The sequence below is a fragment of the Streptomyces diversicolor genome (assembly GCF_057537855.1).
Window position 1 is genome coordinate 11,777 of the sequence record NZ_BAAJXA010000045.1, and the last position, 18,709, is coordinate 30,485.

Sequence of the window (18,709 nt, forward strand, 5' to 3'; positions counted from 1 at the left end):
CCGCGGCCGGCCGCTCGTCCGCCGCCGGGGGCCGGCGCCGCACCCTCGTTCGCTCGGTGCGGGCTCGCGGGGTCGAGGGTTTCAGTTCGCTGTCGTGGGTTTTCTGGTGGGTGTTCGGTTGGGGGGCGGGCCGTCCAAGTGGGCGACCACGGTGGTGTAGAAGCGGTGTACCGCGTCGTCGACGCTGCGGATGAAGCCGGATTCCGCGTTGCCGCGGCTGCTTCCCATTCCCTTGAAGAGGGACAGGCGGAAGCCGGTGATCTGGGTGCCGTTGTCCTTGGGCAGCATGTCCCCGGGTTCGGGGCGCAGCCGTTCGAGCGTTCCGCGTGGGCCGCCCGTCTCCCCTTCGACGAGGGTTTCGATGTGGAGGTCCGCCGGCGCCTCGGCCAAGCGGCGGACGAGCCGCTTCGCCCATGCCAGGGGGTAGCCCTGCTCGGGTACGGGGATCTCGATGAAGGTGCGGAGCTTGCCCGTACGCAGGTCCGCGCTGATCGCCAGGACGCCCGGCATGCCCTCGATGCGCAGCTTCGCTTCGAGCTTCCCTTCCAGACAGAGCTGATCGGCGAGGCGGTCCCGCAGCGCCTTCGGGTCGGTTCCGCGTCTGGCGCGTTGCACGGGCAGTACCTTCTGCCCCAGTTCACCGCCCAGCCGGAGACAGACCTGGCGAATGAGCCGTTCCCAGCTCTCGACGACCTCCAGTGCGCGGGGGTCTCCCTGGCACAGGGTCTCGTCGTCGATTCCGTTGCGTACCGGAACCCAGGCCGGGCCCATGTTCTGGAATCCGTGGCAGCCGGAGTTCTCGTGCTGCAGGTAGTGCAGCAGTTCCTGAAGCAGCCATGCGTGCGCCGCGTTGCCGACGCCCTCGTGCCGGATCAACATCTGGGCCTGATGGGCGACTTCCGCCCATGACAGGTGCCAGAGGGCCACCTTGTGCTTGCGCCGTCCGTCGATCTTCACGTCGACGAGCGGACCGCCCTCCAACGCGACGTCGTTCGACAAGGTGATCACGGCCTCGTAGCCACGGCGCGCGGCGATGTCCGCGTAGGCCTGTACCTGATCGGCCTTGAGGACATTGCCGTTGGTCTTCGTCTCGACCAGCGCCGTCCACAGCTTGCCGGCCCGCTCGACACGGATCACTCCGTCGGGGCGTCGCGGGGTGTCACCGTGCGGAAGCGTGACCTCGGTGAAGGTTTCCGTACGACCGGCCGGCGCCCCGAACGCGGCGGTGAGCCTCCTGCCGAACTCCGGTACCTGCGCCATGACCGACAACAGCACCGAGGTCGCTCGCATTTCACGGTCCCGGTCGCTCTTGAGGACCGAAACGGGGAAGAGTCTGGCCTCCTTCCACGACTCGTTCTCCGCCAGCGTCTTCTTGGCCGCCTTGGGCAGGGTGACCTTCTTCTTCGCCGTACGAGGCCGTGCGGTCGGTTTCCTCGGTCCTGGCTCGCTCTCCGGGCGGCGAGGAGCGGGGATCGCCTCCAGTGTCCCCGGCGGTGTCGGTTCGTCGGCCGGCCCCGGTGCCGGCGCCGGTTTCGTCGCGCCCGCCTGCTCGTCGACGGCGGCGTCGGCCGGTGCCTCTTCTGCCTCCGCGTCGTCCTCGATGTCGACCCCGAAGTCCGTCGCCAGACCGGCGAGGCCGGTGTCGTAGCCCTGGCCGACGGCGCGGAACTTCCACTCCTGCCCGCGCCGGTACAGTTCGCCGAAGATGATCGCGCTCATCGCGTCGGCGCCCTCGATGGAGAAGCGGAGCAGTTCCTCGCCGCCACCGTCCGCCAACGACAGCCTGACGCCCTCCAGTTCTGCGAAGCGGGCGCCCTCGTACCGGCTGGCGGCCACGACGATGCGGTCGATCCCGGACGGTACCGCGGTCAGGTCGAAGCTGATCCGGTCCTCGCTGCCGTCGGCCGTCGGTGTCTTGCCCAGAAGCTGCACGCTCCCGTCGGCGGCGACCGGGTTGTTGTAGAAGCAGAAGTCCGCGTCGCTGCGGACCTTGCCGTTCGCGTCCAGCAACAGGACGGATACGTCGGCATCCCCTTCGCCGGTCGGACTCCGCCAGCCCAGACCGACGATCACCGAATCGACGTTCTCGCTCAGGGCTGTCAGAGATACGTTCGAGCCCTTGACCATCTCCCGCATAAAGCCCCCCAACACGATGCACACCGGGCGTGAGAGCGGCCCCGCCCCAGTTGCCTGATGTACAGCACTATGTGACGAGCCGCACACGGGTGACTGTAGTGCCCACGGAGCACGATGGTAGGGAGTGCGGAGAATTCATGGAGATCATGTGGGCCGGGGTCCGAGGGGACCGTGGGTGCGCGGTGGGTCGGCGTCGTCCCAGTGGGCGCGGGTCGTGGGGTTGGCGGTGAGGGGGCGTGGGTGTCGTGCGTGGGGGGCTTCACATGGGTGGGTTTCCTGCGACTTTTCGCTCGCGCCCGTGACGCGGGATGCGCGCGTCGCGCTGGACGTAGTGACCCCCGTGCGGGGTCGGCGCCTGCACTCCGGGGGGAGGCTCGCGGGCGCTGGTGTGCAGGGCGGGCTCGTTTCACCCCCCGTTGCGGGTCTGCCCCTGCGCGAAGGGTCGGCTCGGGCGCCCCATACGTGGCAGGGCGCCCGAGCCGATGCCCGTCGGGATCGGCGGGATCGGCGTGTGATGAGGATCGTTGCCGGCGCGGTCGAGGGTGCGTCCGCGGCGACGGTCACCGACGACAGGGTGCCGGTGCCTGGCCGGTCGGTCCACACGCCCTTGAGCACGGCGCGGGTCCGGCAGGGCACGGTGTCGGTGATGTCCTCGGCGGGGCGGTGGGTCAGGTCGCCGGGTGTCGTAGTGCACCGCTGGCGGCCGGATGATGTGCGGCCGGAACTGGCCGCCAGCCACGTTGTGGTGACGGCGAAGAGGCGGGAGCCGTCGGGGGTGGAGCCGGTGGCGGCGGCGCGGGCGGCGTACTTTCCGTCGCCGCTGAAGGCGACCGCGCCGGCGGTGGCGCCGTACGGGAGCAGCGGGTAGGCATTCGCCGCCTCGGACAGGTCGTCGGTGTTGCGCAACGGTGTGCCGTGAGCGGCGTCGGGGCCGCGGCCTTGCTGTCGTCGGCGGAGAACGCGGCGCCGGGTGCGAGAGCGTCGTCGTGGGTGTCGTACACCAGGCCCGCCTCCGGCCGGAGTGCAACCGGCCACCCACGCCGTGTGGTCAAGTGTGCCCCGCGCAGGGGGCGTTGGTGTTCATCGCGCTCGACGCGGCACTCGTGACGCCCGTGAAGCGGCTGTGAAGATCCGCTGTTCAAGGGTTACACGGCTGTTGCCGGCCTGATGCGTCGCGCGTCGCATCGCCGTCTCCTCATGCGCCAAGATGAGTTGATCGATGCCCGCCAACCCCGGGCGGTGCGGTGTGCGGGCCGGGGCGGGCGGCGCGGGAGGGAAGATGGTGACGTACGCAGGGGCGCTCAGGCGCGGAAGACGGGCATCCGCGGTGCTGGTCTGTGCGGCGTTGGCGCTGCCGGCCGGGTGTTCGGGGGAAGCGGGGAGCGGGGCCGGCACCGGTACCGCCACCGCGTCCGCGACGGGCGGCGACTCGGCGGGCTCCGGCCCGGCCGACGGCGGCACGACCAACAGCGGTACGGCCAACGGCGGTACGGCCGACGGCAGCACCGCCGACAGCGACACGGCCGACGGCAGCACCGGTGCCGGCGCGCAGGCCGGCCAGTCGGCCACGGCTGCGGGCGCGGCCGAACCGCGGTTCCGGGCCGATGCCGCGCGGCTGCCCGAGACCCGGTCGCAGGCGCTGCGGCTGCTGCGTACCGTCACCGCCGGGCCGGACAGTTACGGGCCGGGCTACGAGCGCCGCACCCCGTACGAGAGCGATCCGGCCGACTGGCCGGTGCTGGGCTCCGACTGCGTCTGGCGGCAGGCGTCGCTGCCCGCCGACGTGCTCGGCAGCCTCACCCGCTATGCCCGGCTCCCGGCCGGCGGGGGCAGGGGCGAGGTGCGCGCCGCCGCGACCGTCACCGTGCACCGCACCGCAGGCCAGGCCGACGGGGAGATGGCCGAGACGCTGGAGGAGGCGCTGCGCTGCCCCGACCAGCAGCTGCGGGCCACCGAGCGGATCCGCGGTCTGAACTCGATCGGCTCCGGCTACGGGACGAACGGGAACACCTCGGCCGACGATGTACTGCTGGAGATGGGCGAGTATCTGAATCCCGGCCTCGGCAAGGGGGCGACGTCCTACTTCTGGGACCAGGTACGGCTCGGGCCGGTGACGATCGCCGTCGTCGTCGAGGGCGGCAAGGGGTATCCGCCGGGCGATCTGCTGACCGCGCAGGCGCGGGCGGTGGCCGCCATGGAGACCAAGGTGCGCGGCGAACTGGGGGCCGGCAAGTGATCGACCGCTCGCTGCGCCCCGGCGATCCGTCCTTCGTCGGCGGATACCGGCTGCTGGCCCGGCTCGGCGAGGGCGGCATGGGTGTCGTCTATCTCGGCCGGACCGACTCGGGCGCGCTCGCCGCCGTGAAGGTGATCCGGGCCGAGTACGCGCTGGACGACGACTTCCGTACCCGTTTCCGCCGTGAGGCGGACGCCGCACGGCGCGTGGACTGCCCCTGGGTGGTCAAGGTCACCGGTGCCGGCCCGGACGCCGCGCGGCCCTGGCTCGCCACGGTCTTCGAGCCCGGTCCCTCGCTCGCCGAGGCCGTCGGCCGGCACGGCCCGCTGCCCGTGCGGGCGGTGCGGGTGCTGGGCAAGGCGCTGGCCCGCGCGCTGGCCGCCGTGCACGGGGCGGGGCTCGTGCACCGGGACGTGAAGCCGGGCAACATCCTGCTCGCCGCCGACGGCCCCCGGCTGATCGACTTCGGCATCGCGCGCTCCCTCGACGCGACCGCTCTGACCGCGACCGGCTTTGTGGTCGGCACGCCCGGGTTCCTCGCCCCCGAGCAGGCGGCGGGGGACGGCGACCGGGTCGGGCCGGCCGGCGATGTGTTCTCGCTGGGCTGTGTGCTGGCGTACGCGGCGACGGGCCGGCCGCCGTTCGGCGGCGGCGCGGTGGACGCCCTGCTGTACCGGACCGTGCACGACGAGCCCGATCTCGACGGCCTGGACGAGGTGGACGAGGAGTTGGCGGCCGTGCTGCGGCGCTGCCTCGCCAAGGATCCGGCGGGCCGGCCCGCTCCGCAGGAGTTGGACGCCGCTCTCGTGGAGGACGTGCCGTCGGGGACCGTCGACTGGCTGCCCGCCGCCGTGGTCCGCATGGTCGCCGACCGGTCGGCCGAGATGCTGTCCCTGCCGGAGATCGGGGCCACGATCATCGAGGGGCCGGTGCGGGACGGCGGCCCGTCGCGGCGCGGGTTCCTCGCGGTCGCCGCGGGGGGTGCGGCCGTCCTCGCCATGGGCGGCGGTGCCGCCGCCTGGGCCGCGCTGCACGACGGCTCCGGCAGGCACACGTCGGCCGGGCGCGGCTGGGCCATCGGGGTGCAGGCCGATCTGAGCGGCCCGGGTAAGGCGGTCGGCCGGGCGCAGGAGCAGGGGGCGCGGATCGCGGTGGAGGAGTTCAACGCGCGCGTCGGCCGGCCGTTCACGCTGCACCTGACGACCTCCGACGACGGGGGCCGGGCCGAGCGCGCCGCGGCGGCGGCCCAGCGGCTCGTCGACGAACCGGACGTCCTGGCGGTGATCGGGTCCAGCACGGACGTCACCACGCAGGCCGCCCTGCCCGTCTACGACGCGGCCCTGCTGCCCGTGCTGGGCATGTCCGCGGGGCAGAACCTGGCGCGGGACGTCCGCTCCTTCGTGCGCGGCCGGCCGCTGCACAACGTGGTCGCCATGAGTCTCGGCTACCAGTTGGAGGCGACGAGCGCGGCGACTCCGGTCGGGGTGCTGCTGGACCGCAGCGGCGGTGATGTCTCCTGGATGACCATCCAGATGGTCAACTTCGTCGTCCGCCAGTACGGCGACGCCACGCACCCGCGGGTGGTGCCGGCCGGCACCGGCGATCTGACCCCCGTGCTTTCGGAGATGCGCGCCGCCGGCATCAAGGCGTTCGTGTACGCGGGTCCGCTCGACGGGGCGGTCAGGGCGGCGCGGGGGCTGGCGGACTTCACCGGGCCGAAGTACGCGGCCGAGCCCGCCCTCGACGCCCGGTTCGCCGCCGAGCCGGCCGCGGCCGGGTGGACGGTGGTGGCCAGCGCGATCGGGCCGGGCGCGGCCGGCGTCCGCTCGTTCGCGCAGTCCTTCCGCACGCGGTACGGGCACGCGCCCGGCTTCTGGGCCGCCGAGGGCTACGACGCGGCGAAGCTGCTGATCCGGCAGCTCGTCGCGACGAACGGGAGGCGGCCGGCGCGCAAGGCGCTGATCGGCCCGTTGCAGAAGGCCACGTACCACGGCATCACCCGGGACTTCGCCTTCGATCAGACGGGCGCGGGCCAGCCGGTCCTGACCACGCCGGCCAGTTTTGTGCACCAGGTCATCGACGGCGAGTTCCACTATCTGGGCCCGGCCCCGGACAAGGCGCCGCAGCCGAGGACGGCGTGACGGTGCGCCGGCCGGGGGGCGGGCGACGATGCTGCCGCTGACCGCCGCGGACCCGGAGTCGATCGGCGGGTACCGGCTGCTGGCCCGGATCGGGGCGGGCGGCATGGGCGTGGTGTATCTGGCGCGCTCCGGGGGCGGGGCCCTGGCCGCCGTCAAGGTGATCCGTGCCGAGCACGCCGCCGATCCCGGTTTCCGGGCCCGGTTCCGCCGTGAGGCGGCCGCGGCGGCCCGGGTCGACGGCCGGTGGACGACGCCGGTGACGGCGGCCGATCCGGAGGCCCCCGAGCCGTGGATCGCCACCGCGTTCGTGCCCGGTCCCTCGCTCGCCGAGACGGTCGGCGGGCACGGGCCGCTGCCCGCGGACACGGTGCGGGCGCTGGGTGCCCGGCTCGCGGACGCGCTCGCCGCCGTGCACGCTGCCGGGCTCGTCCACCGCGACGTGAAACCCGGGAACGTGCTGCTGGCCCTCGACGGCCCCCGGCTGATCGACTTCGGCATCGCCCGTGCGAGCGGCGCCACCGCGCTGACCGCGACCGACGTGATCGTCGGCACCCCTGGCTATCTCTCGCCCGAGCAGGCCCGGGTCCGCGACGAGGAGGTGGGTGCGCCGAGCGACGTCTTCTCGCTGGCCTGTCTGCTCGTCTACGCGGCGAGCGGGCGGCCGCCGTTCGGCAGCGGCGGGGCGCCGGGTGTGCTGTACCGCACCATCCACGAGGCGCCCGATCTGCGCGGCGTCCCGGACGAGTCGCTGCGCGCGCTGCTCGCCCGCTGCCTCGCCAAGGATCCGGCCGACCGCCCGACCGTGCCCGAACTGCGGGCGGGGCTCGGGGAGTTCGCCACCGACGACTGGCTGCCGCCGGGTCTGCCCGCGGTCATCGCCGAGCGTTCGGCCGAGGTGCTGAACCTGCCGGAGCCTGAGCGGAGCGCGCCGGGCGACGCGGCACCGGCCGAGGGGCGGACGGTGTCCGGCCGCCGCCGTTTCCTGGTGCTGGGCTCGGCGGCGGCGGGCGTCGTGGCCGCGGGCGGCGGCGCCGCCTGGCTGCTCGGCGGTCGCCGCGGGGCGGACGCGAACGGCCGCCGGCCCTCGCGCACGATCGCCGTGCAGGCCGATCTGACGGGCCCTGGCAGGGCGCTCGGCACCGCCGTCGAGCGGGGCGTGCGGCTCGCGGTCGAGCAGTACAACGCGCGCCAGGACCGCGGCTTCGACCTGGCCCTCACCGTGCTCGACGACCGCGGGGACCCGGGCCGGGCCAGGGAGCTGGCCCGGCGGCTCGTGGCAGGCGGGAAGGCGTGCGCGGTGGTCGGACCGACGTCCGACGCGACCGCGTTCGCGGTCCGGGACACCTACAACAAGGCCCCGCTGCCGATGGTGACCGCGTGGGCGGGCTCCGACGCCCTGTACAGCACGGTGTCGGTGACGGAGCCGGCCGTGTTCCAGGTCAGGCCGTCCGACGGCGCGATCGGCGCGCCACTCGTCCGCTATCTCACCCGTGTCAGGCCGGTCACCCGTACCGCGCTGGTCGAGGACCGTGCCACCCGCGACTACAGCTGGCTGATCGCCACCTCGCTGACGGCGGCTCCGCCGTCCGGCGGGTCGGTCACCACGTACCCGGTGGCCGCGGGCACCGACGACTTCGGTGCTGTGGCCGCCCGGGCGGCGAGGGCCGAGGCGGTGGTGTACTGCGGCGGTTCGCCGCGGCGGGCCGCCGCCTGTGCCCGCGCGCTGCGTGCGGCCGGGTTCACCGGCACGGCCGCCGCGACCGAGCCGGTGCTCGACCCGGTGTTCCTGGACGCGGCGGGCGCGGCGGCCGAGGGGTGGGTCTTCTCGGCGACGTTCGTGGACCCGGCGCGGCTGAAGTCGGCCGCCGGGTTCGTCCGTTCGTACCGGTGGCGGTACGGCGTGGGGGCGGTGGGGCGGGGCGCGGCGGAGGCGTACGACGCGGCCGGTCTCGTCGCCCTCGCGCTGACCGCGGTGGGGACGGGTCCGGTGGACACGGGCGCCCTGGTCCACCGGTTGCGGTCGCTGTCGTACCGGGGTGTCACCAGGACCATCGTCTTCCGGTCGGACACCGGCGCCGTGCAGATGAACCCGGGGCTGTTCATGTGGCGGGTGACGGACGGGGCGCCGGTGTTCCTCGGGCAGTACCAGCAGGTGTAGGCGGTGGGCGAGCGCCGGACGTGGCGGGAAGGCGCCGCAGGTGTGGCCGGTTCCCGCGCCCCGAAAGGCGACGATGGCGGGGCATGGCGCGGTTCGTCCGCCCTGCCCCCGGCGCCCCACTTGGGAATCTTTGGAAGAGAAAGCGCTTCGATTTTTCCCGATCGTTATCAAGATCGCCGCGTCGGACCCCCGACGGGGAACGTATGTTCCTGCTGTTGATCACCGGTCACTCATGCGTGTGACCGGCTCATGACATGTCGGCGGTGTCCGACGCGGCGTCAGCCGTGGAACAGGGGGAGGAAATCGTGAAGACCATGTCCGCGCGAGTCAGAGCGGGTGCCGCGGTGTCGGCGTTCGCGGCCGCGGCCGCCGTACTGGCGGGCGCCGGTCCCGCCGAGGCGGCGACCACCGTGAAGGTCACCAGCAACTGCGACGTCTACGGCGTGAACTGCACCGGCGACCTGTGGATGGTCTACAACTCCAAGGAGATCGCCCTCAACGGCGACCGCATCGTGTCCAGTTGGGCCGACTTCTACGGCAACATCCCCGACTTCGCGGGCCGCAGCAAGTACGTCGGCTCCGACCTGTACAACTACGTCTACGTGTTCAACGGCAACGGCAACGGCAGCGGTCAGGCCGTGAAGAACAACGCGGCGTCGGTGCGCAACTGCGCGCCCGCGGACAACTACCGCGTCTACTACAACTCCGACTACCTGGGCCACTCGCAGTACTTCGGCCACGCCTCCGCGTACGACTGCCCGTTCGTCAACCTGGACTCCACGTTGAAGAACGAGAACGCGTCCGCGCACTTCGCGTGAGCCGGCCGGTGAGCACGAGCACGGGCCGTCGGGGACGCCCGGCGACCGCCGCCGCGGTCGCCGGGCTCCTGGCCCTGGCCGCGGCCGCCGCGGGCTGCACCTCTGAACCGGGCGGCACGGACGGCACGGACGGCGCGCGGGCCGCCGCGGCGGCCCGGGCGGGCGCCGACACGGCCGCTTGGCCGGACGCGACGCCCCGGCAGGGCCTGGCCAAGGGGCTGTCGCTGCCGTTGGAGGACTACATGCAGACGTACCAGGACACGGTCGTCCTGGAACGGGCCTCGCGCACGCTGCAGAGCGAGTGCATGGCGCGCTACGGCTTCCAGGTGACGTTCCCCCCGGTCGGGGTCAATCCGCCGCCGAACGACAACGACGCGAACATCGAACGCCGTTACGGCATCACGGACCGGGCGACCGCCGAACGGTACGGCTACGGGCTGGCCGAGGAACCGGACCGGCGGGGGCAGCGGATGCCCGAGCTGAGCGAGGCGGCGGTGGCCGTGCTGACCGGCCGGGTCGCCTTCAGCCCCGAGGCGTCGGCGGCACCCCGCAGCTACCGGGGGAAGAAGATCCCCGAGGGCGGCTGCGGGCGCTGGGCCGTGGACCGGATCGGCTCCTCCAAGCCGGACTTCTCGCTGGTCTCCAAGCTCGACCACGACAGCCTCGACCAGTCGCGGCAGACCGCGCCCGTGCGGTCCGCGCTCGCGGCCTGGTCGCGGTGCATGAAGGGGAAGGGCTACGACATCGGCACACCGTACGAGGCACCGAAGCTGGCGCCGTCGGCGGGCGGCAGGCCCTCGGAGCGGGCGGTCGCCGTCGCCCTGGCCGACATCGACTGCAAGAAGTCGGTGGATCTCGTGCGGATCTGGTTCGAGCAGGACGCGGCGATCCAGCGGCGGCAGATCGAGACCCACCAACTCGAACTGACCGAGGCGAAAACCCTCAACGAGTCCGCCCTCAAAACAGCCGAACAAGCCCTACGCGACTGACGGTCCGCTGCGCGGCTCAGCGGGGTCCATGGCTGAGGGGATCACCGCGCCGCCGGGCGGCCATAGCGGGGCCGGGTTGCCGGACGACCGGGCGGGCGTTGCGCGGTTGAAGGGGCTGCGGCCTTCGGGTGGGGCGGCAGGCGGGCTGGCAGCGTGCGGTTGAGCGGCGAAGGTCCTGGTGGGCATGGAGGCGTAGGTTTCGGAAAGGGGGCCGGTGTGGGTGAGGTCGGGGCGGGGCGGGGCGATGGGTTTGTGCGGGGGCGGCGTTGGGTGGTCTGGGGTGTTGCGGGGGCGGTGCTGCTGTCCGGGGCCGGAGTGGCGGCGGCTCAGTTGATCAAGTCGCCGGCGCAGGCGGTCGCGGACTCCTCGGCGCCGCCGCCGAGCACGCTGACGGCGCCGGTCGAACACCGCACCCTTCAGGACTCGGTGATCGTGCGCGGCACGGTGCGGGCGGCGCAGTCCGTCGAGGTGGCTCCGGCCGGCTCCGGCTCGGACGCGGGCGCGCCCGTGGTGACGAAGCTCCCGGTGAAGGCCGGACAGCCGCTGCGGGCCGGCCAGTTGCTGCTGGAGGTCTCCGGCCGGCCGGTGTTCGTGCTCAAGGGCGGTCTCCCTGTCTACCGGGACCTCAAGCCGGGCGCCGACGGCGACGACGTGGCGCAGCTCCAGTCGGCGCTCGCCGGCCTCGGCCACGGCACCGGCGGTGACCGCACGGGCCACTTCGGCCAGGGCACCAAGGACGCGCTCGCCGCCTTCTACGCGAGCATCGGCTACGACCCGCTGCCCGCCGACGCGGACGGCGCCGAGGCGGTGGACGCCGCCGAGAAGGCGGTCACCGAGGCCCGGCGCGCCGCCGAGGACGCGCAGGACACGCTGGACGCGGCCCGCTCGCCCGCCGCCGACGGGAACGGTACGGCCGGTGCGCGGCCGTCGGCGTCACCGGCCCCCTCGGACGCGCCGGCCAAGCCGTCCCCGGCGGCCGATCCGGCCGAGGCGCGCAAGCAGGTGACCCGTGCGCAGGAGGACCTGCGCACGGCCCGCGAGCACCTGACCGCGGTGCGGGAGACCTCCGGTCCGATGCTTCCGGCCGCCGAGGTCGTCTTCGTCGACCGGTTCCCGGCCCGTGTGGAGAGCGTGGCCGCGCATGTGGGCAGCAAGGTCGCCGGCACGGTGCTGACCGTCTCCGCCGGCCAGCTCGTGGTCAGCAGCTATCTCCAGGCGCACGAGAAGGGGCTGATCAGGGCCGGTCAGCGCGTCGAGCTGCTGTCCGAGCTGACCGGGACGACGGCCACCGGCAGGGTGTCCTCGGTCGCCGACACCGCCTCACGGGAGGCGCCCGCGGCAGGCGACGAGCAGGCACAGGGCCAGGAGTCGGCCGCACAGGGCTATCTGATGCTGGTCGAGCCGGACAAGAGCCTGCCTGTGGACCTGGCAGGGCAGGACGTGCGGCTCACCGTGCGGGCGGCCTCGACCCGGGGCAAGGTGCTGGTCGTACCGGTCTCGGCGGTCTTCGCCGGTGCCGACGGCACCACCTCGGTCACCGTGCTGGACGAGGACGGCACCCGGCGGCGGGTGCCCGTCACCACGGGCACCACGGGCGACGGCTATGTGGAGGTGCGGCCCCGAGGCGGCGCCCGACTGGCGCCCGGGGACCGTGCCGTCACCGGCGTGCGCTCCGGTGCGGCGGCGTCCGGCGGGGCGGCGCGGTGAGCGCCGCGGCCGGGGCGCCGCCGGTCATCGAACTGCGCGGGGCCACGCTCACCTACCCGGGGCCGTCCCCGGTGCGGGCCCTGCTGCCCTGCGATCTGACCATCCACAAGGGCGAGTTCGTCACGGTCGTCGGCCCGTCGGGCGCCGGGAAGTCCTCCTTCCTCAATGTGCTCGGACTCCTCGACTCGCTGACCGAGGGCCGCTACCTGCTGGACGGCATCGACGTCGACGCCCTGCGGGACGCCGAGCGCACGGCGCTGCGCGGACAGCGCATCGGGTTCGTCTTCCAGTCCTTCCATCTGCTGCCGCACCGCACCGCCTGGGACAACGTGGCACTGGCCCTGACCTACCGGGGGACGCCACGCCGGGAACGCTGGGCGCGCGCCCGGGAGGCGCTGGAGCAGGTCGGCCTCGGCCACCGGATCAGGGCGCTGCCGACGACGCTGTCCGGCGGTGAGCGGCAGCGGGTGGCCATCGCGCGCGCCCTGGTGGGCCGCCCGTCGCTGCTGCTGTGCGACGAGCCCACCGGGAACCTGGACACGGCGACGGCGGAGTCCGTCCTGCGGCTCCTGGACCGGCTGCACCGGTCCGGCATGACGATCGTGGTCATCACCCATGATCCGGCGGTGGCCGCGCACGGCGGCCGGACCGTGGCGATCCGGGACGGCCTGCTGAGCGAACCGGTGGGCGCGTGAGGATTCCCTTCCGGCGTGCCGCACGCCCCGCCCGCACGGTCCGTCCGTCCCGGCTGCCGCTGCGCGACCTCGTCTCGGAGGCCCTGGCCGGGATTCTGCAGCGGCCCGCGCGCTCCGCGCTGACCTCGGTCGGCACGGTGCTCGGCGTGGGCACGTTCGTCGCCATCCTGGGGCTGACGGCGACGGCGTCCTCCCAGATCGACGAGCGCTTCAACGCCCTGTCGGCCACCGAGGTGAACGTGGAGGACGTCTCACGGGAGCAGAACCCGTACGTCCCGCTGGGTTTCCCGGCCGACGCCGACCGGCGGGTCGAGCGGCTGAACGGGGTCGAACACGCCGGTGTGTACTGGCCGGTGGAGTTGGGCGCGGGCGCCGGTGTGCGGGCGGCGCCGGTGGGCGACGGCGCGGGCGGCGAGCAGATCCCGGTGGTGGCCGCGTCGTCCGGAGTGCTGCGGGCCGCGGGCCCCACCCTGGAGCAGGGCACGCTCTTCAACTCCTGGCACGACAGGACCCGGCAGCGGGTGGCGGTCATCGGCGCGGGCATGGCCTCCCGGCTGGGCATCGGCACGCTGGAGACCCAGCCGGCGATCTTCATCGGCGAGGAGGCTTTCGTCGTCGTCGGCATCGTCGACGACGTCCGGCGCAAACCGGACATTCTGTTGTCGGTCGTCGTGCCCCGCTCCACGGCGCAGGAGGTCTGGGGCACGCCCCGGGGCAACGCGCAGATGTTGATCTCCACCCGGGTGGGGGCCGCGCCGCAGGTCGCGCGGGAGGCGCCGGTGGCGCTTGACCCGGCGCACGCCGAGTACTTCAAGGCGACGCCGCCGCCGGACCCCAAGGCGCTGCGCAACGAGGTCGGTTCCGATCTCGACCAGTTGTTCCTGCTGCTCGCCGTGATCTGCCTGCTGATCGGCAGCATCGGCATCGCCAACACCACGCTGGTCGCCGTGCTGGAGCGCACCGGCGAGATCGGGTTGCGGCGCGCGCTCGGCGCCCGCGGCCGGCACATCACCGCGCAGTTCCTCGCGGAGTCCGGTGTGCTGGGCGGCCTCGGCGGGCTCGCCGGTACGTCCCTGGGGACGCTCACCGTCGTGGGCGTCGCCGTGGCCCGGCAGTGGACGCCGGTGCTGCACCCGGCGGTCGTGGCGAGCGCGCCGGCCATCGGTCTGGCCACCGGCGTCCTGGCCGGCGTCTATCCGGCCTGGCGAGCGTCACGCATCCAGCCCGTGGAGGCCCTACGCCGCTGACACCCCGACGGCCGGCACCGCAACGACCCACTCCACCGGCCCACGCCCCGGCTTCTCCGCACCGTGCGCACCAGCTCGTGCACCGAAACCTGACCTGCCACCAGCCGAGGAGGACCTCGCCGTCGGGAAAGATCCGCGAGTCGGGAGGCGGGAGGCAGGAGCAACGCGACGCCGCCGGGCAGCGGCTGCTCGGGTGTCCCCTGGTCGCGCGGTGTGCGCGGGGCCCGCACCCAGGCGGTGCGCTCGCGCGGTGCGCCACGTGCGCGCCCGGCCCGCGCGATCTCTTCGATCGCGGCGACCACACGCCCGCCAGAGCCTGGCGGCGGCAGGCGGGGGACCCGGCGCACGGCGTAGGGCCGTGGCGACCGTGCGCCCAGGGGGCGTCCGGCTCCACGCCCGAAGAACCGCGTCGGCCCGCGCACCACCGTCCCCCGCGGACGGCAGCCCGGGCCGCGCCGGCCGGGGAATGTCCACGGGTCCTGGCAGACTGCCTGCGGACGCGCGCGGACGGTGTGCTCAAGCCGTGCGCCTGGGGACGCGGAGCGCCCCGTGCGCTTCGACCACGGCGGCTGCGCGCCCGCACAGGGGCCGGCTGCGCGACCAGGGGACCGCTTCGCGGGGCCGGTGGTGCGGCTGCCTGCACGGTCAGGCCGTGCGTTTGCGGGACGCGGTGGACTTCTTGGTCGTCGTCTTCTTGGCCGTGGTCTTCTTGGCCGCCGCCCGTTCCGCGGACTTGGCCGTCGGCTTCGCCGCCGTCTTCTTGGCCTGGGCGGACTTGGCCGCCTTCTCCCCGGCGGCCGTGGTCTTCTTCGCCGCCGTCTTCTTCGCCGCGGCCGTCGTCTTCCGGCCGCCGGTCTCCTTGGGGGCGGCGCGGGTGGACCGGCCCCGCGGCAGCGCGGTGACCTCGGCGTGCTCCGCCTCCTCCGCACCGCGGGACTCCTTGGCGGCCCGGACGCTGTTCTCCAGCGCGGCCATCAGGTCGAGCACCTTGCCGCCCGGGGCCGGGGCGGGCACCTCGGGAGGCTCCTCGCCTGCCGCCTTCGCGGCGATGACCTCCTCCAGGGCCACCTGGTACTCGTCGTGCAGATCGGCCAGGTCCACCTCGCCGAGCGTGTCCATCAGGGCGTCCGCGAGATCGAGTTCCTTGTCACGGACCGTGACGTCTGTCTCCGGCGCGACTCCCTCGGGGGCCCGTACCTCGTCCGGCCACAGCAGGCCGTGCATGGCGATGGCCTCGCCCACCACCCGCAGCATCCCCAGGCGCTCCCGGCCGCGCAGCGCGTACTTGGCGATGGCGACCTTGTTGCTGCGCTTGAGCGCCTCGCGCAGCAGGGTGTACGGCTTGGCGGCCGCCGCGCCACCGGCAGCGAGATAGTACGCGGCGCCCATCTGGAGCGGATCGATCCGTTCGGCCGGTACGAAGGCCACGATGTCGATCGTGCGCGCGGTCGGGATCGGCAGGTGAGCCAGGTCGTCGTCGGAGATCGGGACCAACGTGCCGTCCGCGTCCTCGTACGCCTTGCCGATCTCCGCGCCGCTCACCTCGCGCTCCTCCAGTTCGCAGACCTTGCGGTACCGGATGCGGCCGCCGTCCTCGGTGTGGATCTGGCGGAAGGAGATCGCATGGCTCTCGGTGGCGTTCACCAGCTTGATCGGGATGCTGACGAGGCCGAAGGAGATGGCGCCGTTCCATATGGATCGCACGTTCCACACCCTTCCATCCGGTTCGTGGTGATGGGTCCGCGAATATCTGGGATTGTCATCGTATGACGCCTATCACAGAGGTGGAGGGGCGACGGGTCGCGCTCAGCAACCTGGAGAAGGTGCTGTATCCGGCGACCGGCTTCACCAAGGGCGAGCTGCTGCACTACTACGCGACCACATCCCGCGTCCTGCTCCCCCACCTCCGTGACCGGCCGGTGTCCTTCCTGCGCTATCCGGACGGGCCGGACGGTCAGGTGTTCTTCACCAAGAACGTGCCACCGGGTACGCCCGAGTGGGTCACGACCGCCGAGGTGCCCAGGTCGGAGGGGCCCGCGCGGATGGTGCTGGTGCAGGACCTGGCCTCGCTGATGTGGGCGGCGAACCTCGTCACCGAGTTCCACACGCCCCAGTGGTCGATCCCGGCGCCCGAGCAGGCCGACCGGCTGGTCTTCGACCTCGACCCCGGGGCCCCGGCGACGGTCGTGCACTGCTGCGAGGTCGCACTGTGGCTGCGGGAGCGGCTGGCGGCGGACGGGATCGAGGCGTACGCGAAGACCTCCGGGGCCAAGGGGCTGCATCTGCTGGCCGCGGTGCGCGGTGCCTCGTCGGAACGCGCCTCCGAGTACGCGAAAGGCGTGGCCGTGGCGGCGGAACGTGCGCTGCCGCGGCTGGTGGTGCACCGGATGACCCGGAGCCTGCGGCCGGGCAAGGTGTTCGTGGACTGGAGCCAGAACGCCGGGCGGAAGACCACGGCCACGCCGTACACGCTGCGCGCCAGGACCGAGCCGTCGGTGTCCGCGCCGGTCACCTGGGAGGAGGTCGAGGAGTGCCGGGAGGCGGGGCAGCTGGTGTTCCGGGCCGACGACATGGCGGCTCGGCTACAGGATTTCGGCGACCTGATGGCCCCGCTCATGGACGGCGCGCACGCGGCGGAGCTTCCCTGACGGGGCAGGCGGACATGCCCCGCTGGTCCTCACATACGGCGGGGCGTACTGCCGCGCCGGGCCTCACGTACGGCGGTCTCTCCGGTGGGGCACCGCGCCGCGGTTGCGCAGCGCCCCGAAGGGGGCGCGGGGAACTGCGCGACCGGCCACACCCGCGCCGCAGCCGCCCGACGGCGCGGCACGACTCTCCGGTGGGGCGCCGGCGGGCAACTGCGCGGCCGGGCCTCACACCCGCAGCCAGGTGTTGCGGTCGCGGGCCATCGCGTGCAGGGCCTCGACGTCCGCCGGCTTCAGCACCGCGCCCAGCCGGGACAGCGCCGGCACGTCCGTGTCCCGCAGGACGCGCAGCTCACGCGGCGGGACGGCGACGGTGACCTCCGCGGCTCCCGTCAGGGCCAGGACCGGGCGTACCTCGGCGGTCAGGGCGTAGGAGGCGCGGTCGGCGTCGGCGCGGACGCGGCGCAGCAGCGGGTGCGCCTCGCGGCGGCCCAGCGCGACCAGTGGGTCGGTCACCAGGACGCGCTGCTTACGGGCGTACAGGCTGTGCAGGGCGAAGAGTCCGCCGGGGCCGATCAGCAGGTGGTGGATGCGGTCGCCGCCCGGCAGCGGAATGGAGTGCAGGGTGTGCCAGCCCGCGCCGTCCAGCCCGTCCAGGGCCTCGCCGACGGTCTGTTCGGCGAGCAGCGCCCGGCGTCGCGGGTCTGGCCGCAGCCGCCGGGCCGGGCCGGGGTCCCGGTCGAGGGCCACCAGCAGTGCCTCGCCGGGGCGGTTGGGTGCCAGGTCGTCGTCCGGGTGCAGGGAGAGCCGGGTCAGCTCCGCGGGTGTGGGGACGGGCGGTGGGCCCACGGCCACCGGGCCGGTCAGGAAGGGGCCCAGGGCCTCAAGTACGTCCTCCCTGCGGTCCTCGCTGAGCAGGTTGACCCGGGCCGACTCGCGGTCGTACCAGGCGACGTTCCTGCCGTCGACGAGGCACACGTACAGCCGCTCCCGGCCGTGCCGGCGGTCCGGTACCACGCGCAGTCCGCTCATGCGGCATCACCCCTTGACCATGGGAACAGGCGGGGTGGGGCGGGGGCAAGACGCGGCGGCTGCGTGGGGGCGGTTGCGCAGTTCCCCGTGCCCCCCTGACGGGGGCGGCTCGGGGGTGCGCGTCTGATGCGGAGTGCGGGTCGCCTGTGGCCGTTCGCGCAGTTCCCCGCGCCCCTGACGGGGCCCGCTCGGGAGTACGCGTCTCATGCGGAGTGCGGGTCGCTTGTGGCCGGTCGCGCCGTTCCCCGCGCCCCTGACGGGGCCCGCTCGGGGGTACGCGTCTCATGCGGAGTGCGGGTCGCCTGTGGCTGATCGCGCCGTTCCCCGCGCCCCTGACGGGGCCCGCTCGGGGGTACGCGTCTCATGCGGAGTGCGGGTCGCCTGTGGCCGGTCGCGCAGTTCCCCGCGCCCCTGACGGGGCCCGGGCGCGCGGCGTTCCTCTTCGGGGGCACTGGGTTGGTGCTGTTGGGTCAGTGTGGGGGGACGCGGGGGTGGGGGGCTTTTAGCGTGGCGGGCAGTCGGCTTCTTCTCGTTTTCCTCTCGGAGGTCTTCATGGCCCTGCGTTCCGTCCTCGTCCGCGCTCTCGCCCTGGGCGCCGCGTCCTGTGCTCTGGTCGGCGCGTTCTCCGGCGCGCCCGCCGCCGCGGCGTCCCGTGCGGGTGCGGATCACCACTACCGGGGCGTGGTCACGGCGGGCAGCGGCCTGTGGCTGCACGCCCGTCCCGACCGCGACAGCCCGCGGATCGGCTTCCTGGAGCCGGGCGAGATCGTCTCGATCCGCTGCGCGGTCCGCGGCGACAGTGTCCGCGGCAACCCGCTGTGGTACCTGCTCACGGACGGCACCTGGGCCTGGGCCTCGGCCCGGTACATCGACAACATCGGGCCCGCGCCACGCTGGTGCTGACG

13 protein-coding genes are annotated in these 18,709 nt (G+C 73.7%); 10 read left to right on the forward strand and 3 right to left on the reverse strand.

Going from position 1 to position 18,709, the window contains the following annotated elements; translation table 11 throughout:
• Positions 1 to 81: 81 nt before the first annotated feature.
• Complete coding sequence (locus AC27LF_RS37070) at positions 82 to 2,136, reverse strand: TerD family protein (RefSeq protein WP_479660719.1); 2,055 nt, start codon at positions 2,134 to 2,136, stop codon at positions 82 to 84.
• 1,279 nt (positions 2,137 to 3,415) lie between these two features.
• Here AC27LF_RS37070 and AC27LF_RS37075 point away from each other — a divergent pair.
• The 8 genes from AC27LF_RS37075 to AC27LF_RS37110 all read left to right on the forward strand — a co-directional run bounded on the left by AC27LF_RS37075 (position 3,416) and on the right by AC27LF_RS37110 (position 14,127).
• Positions 3,416 to 4,372 (forward strand): TrbL/VirB6 family protein, encoded by a 957-nt coding sequence (locus AC27LF_RS37075; RefSeq protein ID WP_479660721.1) that lies wholly within the window; start codon positions 3,416 to 3,418, stop codon positions 4,370 to 4,372.
• Positions 4,369 to 6,513 (forward strand): protein kinase domain-containing protein, encoded by a 2,145-nt coding sequence (locus tag AC27LF_RS37080; protein WP_479660722.1) that lies wholly within the window; start codon positions 4,369 to 4,371, stop codon positions 6,511 to 6,513. The genes AC27LF_RS37075 and AC27LF_RS37080 overlap by 4 nt, the downstream gene beginning before the upstream one ends.
• A 28-nt stretch (positions 6,514 to 6,541) precedes the next feature.
• Positions 6,542 to 8,671 (forward strand): bifunctional serine/threonine-protein kinase/ABC transporter substrate-binding protein, encoded by a 2,130-nt coding sequence (locus tag AC27LF_RS37085; RefSeq protein ID WP_479660723.1) that lies wholly within the window; start codon positions 6,542 to 6,544, stop codon positions 8,669 to 8,671.
• A 314-nt stretch (positions 8,672 to 8,985) separates the two neighbouring features.
• Entirely contained in the window at positions 8,986 to 9,489 is a 504-nt protein-coding gene (locus tag AC27LF_RS37090; protein WP_479660724.1) for a hypothetical protein, read from the forward strand.
• Positions 9,490 to 9,497: 8 nt separating this feature from the next.
• A complete protein-coding gene (locus AC27LF_RS37095) occupies positions 9,498 to 10,478 on the forward strand; it encodes a hypothetical protein (RefSeq protein WP_479660725.1) in 981 nt (326 codons plus the stop codon).
• Positions 10,479 to 10,748: 270 nt separating this feature from the next.
• Positions 10,749 to 12,185 carry a peptidoglycan-binding protein gene (locus AC27LF_RS37100; protein ID WP_479660726.1) on the forward strand — a complete coding sequence of 479 codons (1,437 nt, stop codon included), beginning with the start codon at positions 10,749 to 10,751 and terminating at the stop codon, positions 12,183 to 12,185.
• Entirely contained in the window at positions 12,182 to 12,880 is a 699-nt protein-coding gene (locus AC27LF_RS37105; RefSeq protein ID WP_479660727.1) for an ABC transporter ATP-binding protein, read from the forward strand. Before AC27LF_RS37100 ends, AC27LF_RS37105 begins: the two co-directional genes overlap by 4 nt.
• On the forward strand, positions 12,877 to 14,127 hold the full coding sequence (locus tag AC27LF_RS37110) for an ABC transporter permease (RefSeq protein WP_479660728.1): 1,251 nt from the start codon (positions 12,877 to 12,879) through the stop codon (positions 14,125 to 14,127). Before AC27LF_RS37105 ends, AC27LF_RS37110 begins: the two co-directional genes overlap by 4 nt.
• Positions 14,128 to 14,772: 645 nt before the next feature.
• Here AC27LF_RS37110 and ku read toward each other — a convergent pair.
• Entirely contained in the window at positions 14,773 to 15,831 is a 1,059-nt protein-coding gene (ku, locus tag AC27LF_RS37115) for a non-homologous end joining protein Ku (protein WP_479660729.1), read from the reverse strand.
• Positions 15,832 to 15,893: 62 nt separating this feature from the next.
• Here ku and ligD point away from each other — a divergent pair, with 62 nt between their 5' ends.
• Positions 15,894 to 16,775, forward strand: a complete 882-nt coding sequence (ligD, locus tag AC27LF_RS37120) for a non-homologous end-joining DNA ligase (RefSeq protein WP_479660730.1) — start codon at positions 15,894 to 15,896, stop codon at positions 16,773 to 16,775.
• Positions 16,776 to 17,000: 225 nt separating this feature from the next.
• Here the strand turns inward: ligD and AC27LF_RS37125 are convergent, their stop codons facing one another.
• On the reverse strand, positions 17,001 to 17,804 hold the full coding sequence (locus tag AC27LF_RS37125; protein ID WP_479660731.1) for a nuclease-related domain-containing protein: 804 nt from the start codon (positions 17,802 to 17,804) through the stop codon (positions 17,001 to 17,003).
• A 552-nt stretch (positions 17,805 to 18,356) separates the two neighbouring features.
• On the opposite strand from AC27LF_RS37125, the gene AC27LF_RS37130 reads away from it, so the two are divergent.
• A complete protein-coding gene (locus tag AC27LF_RS37130) occupies positions 18,357 to 18,707 on the forward strand; it encodes an SH3 domain-containing protein (protein WP_479660732.1) in 351 nt (116 codons plus the stop codon).
• Positions 18,708 to 18,709: the final 2 nt, after the last annotated feature.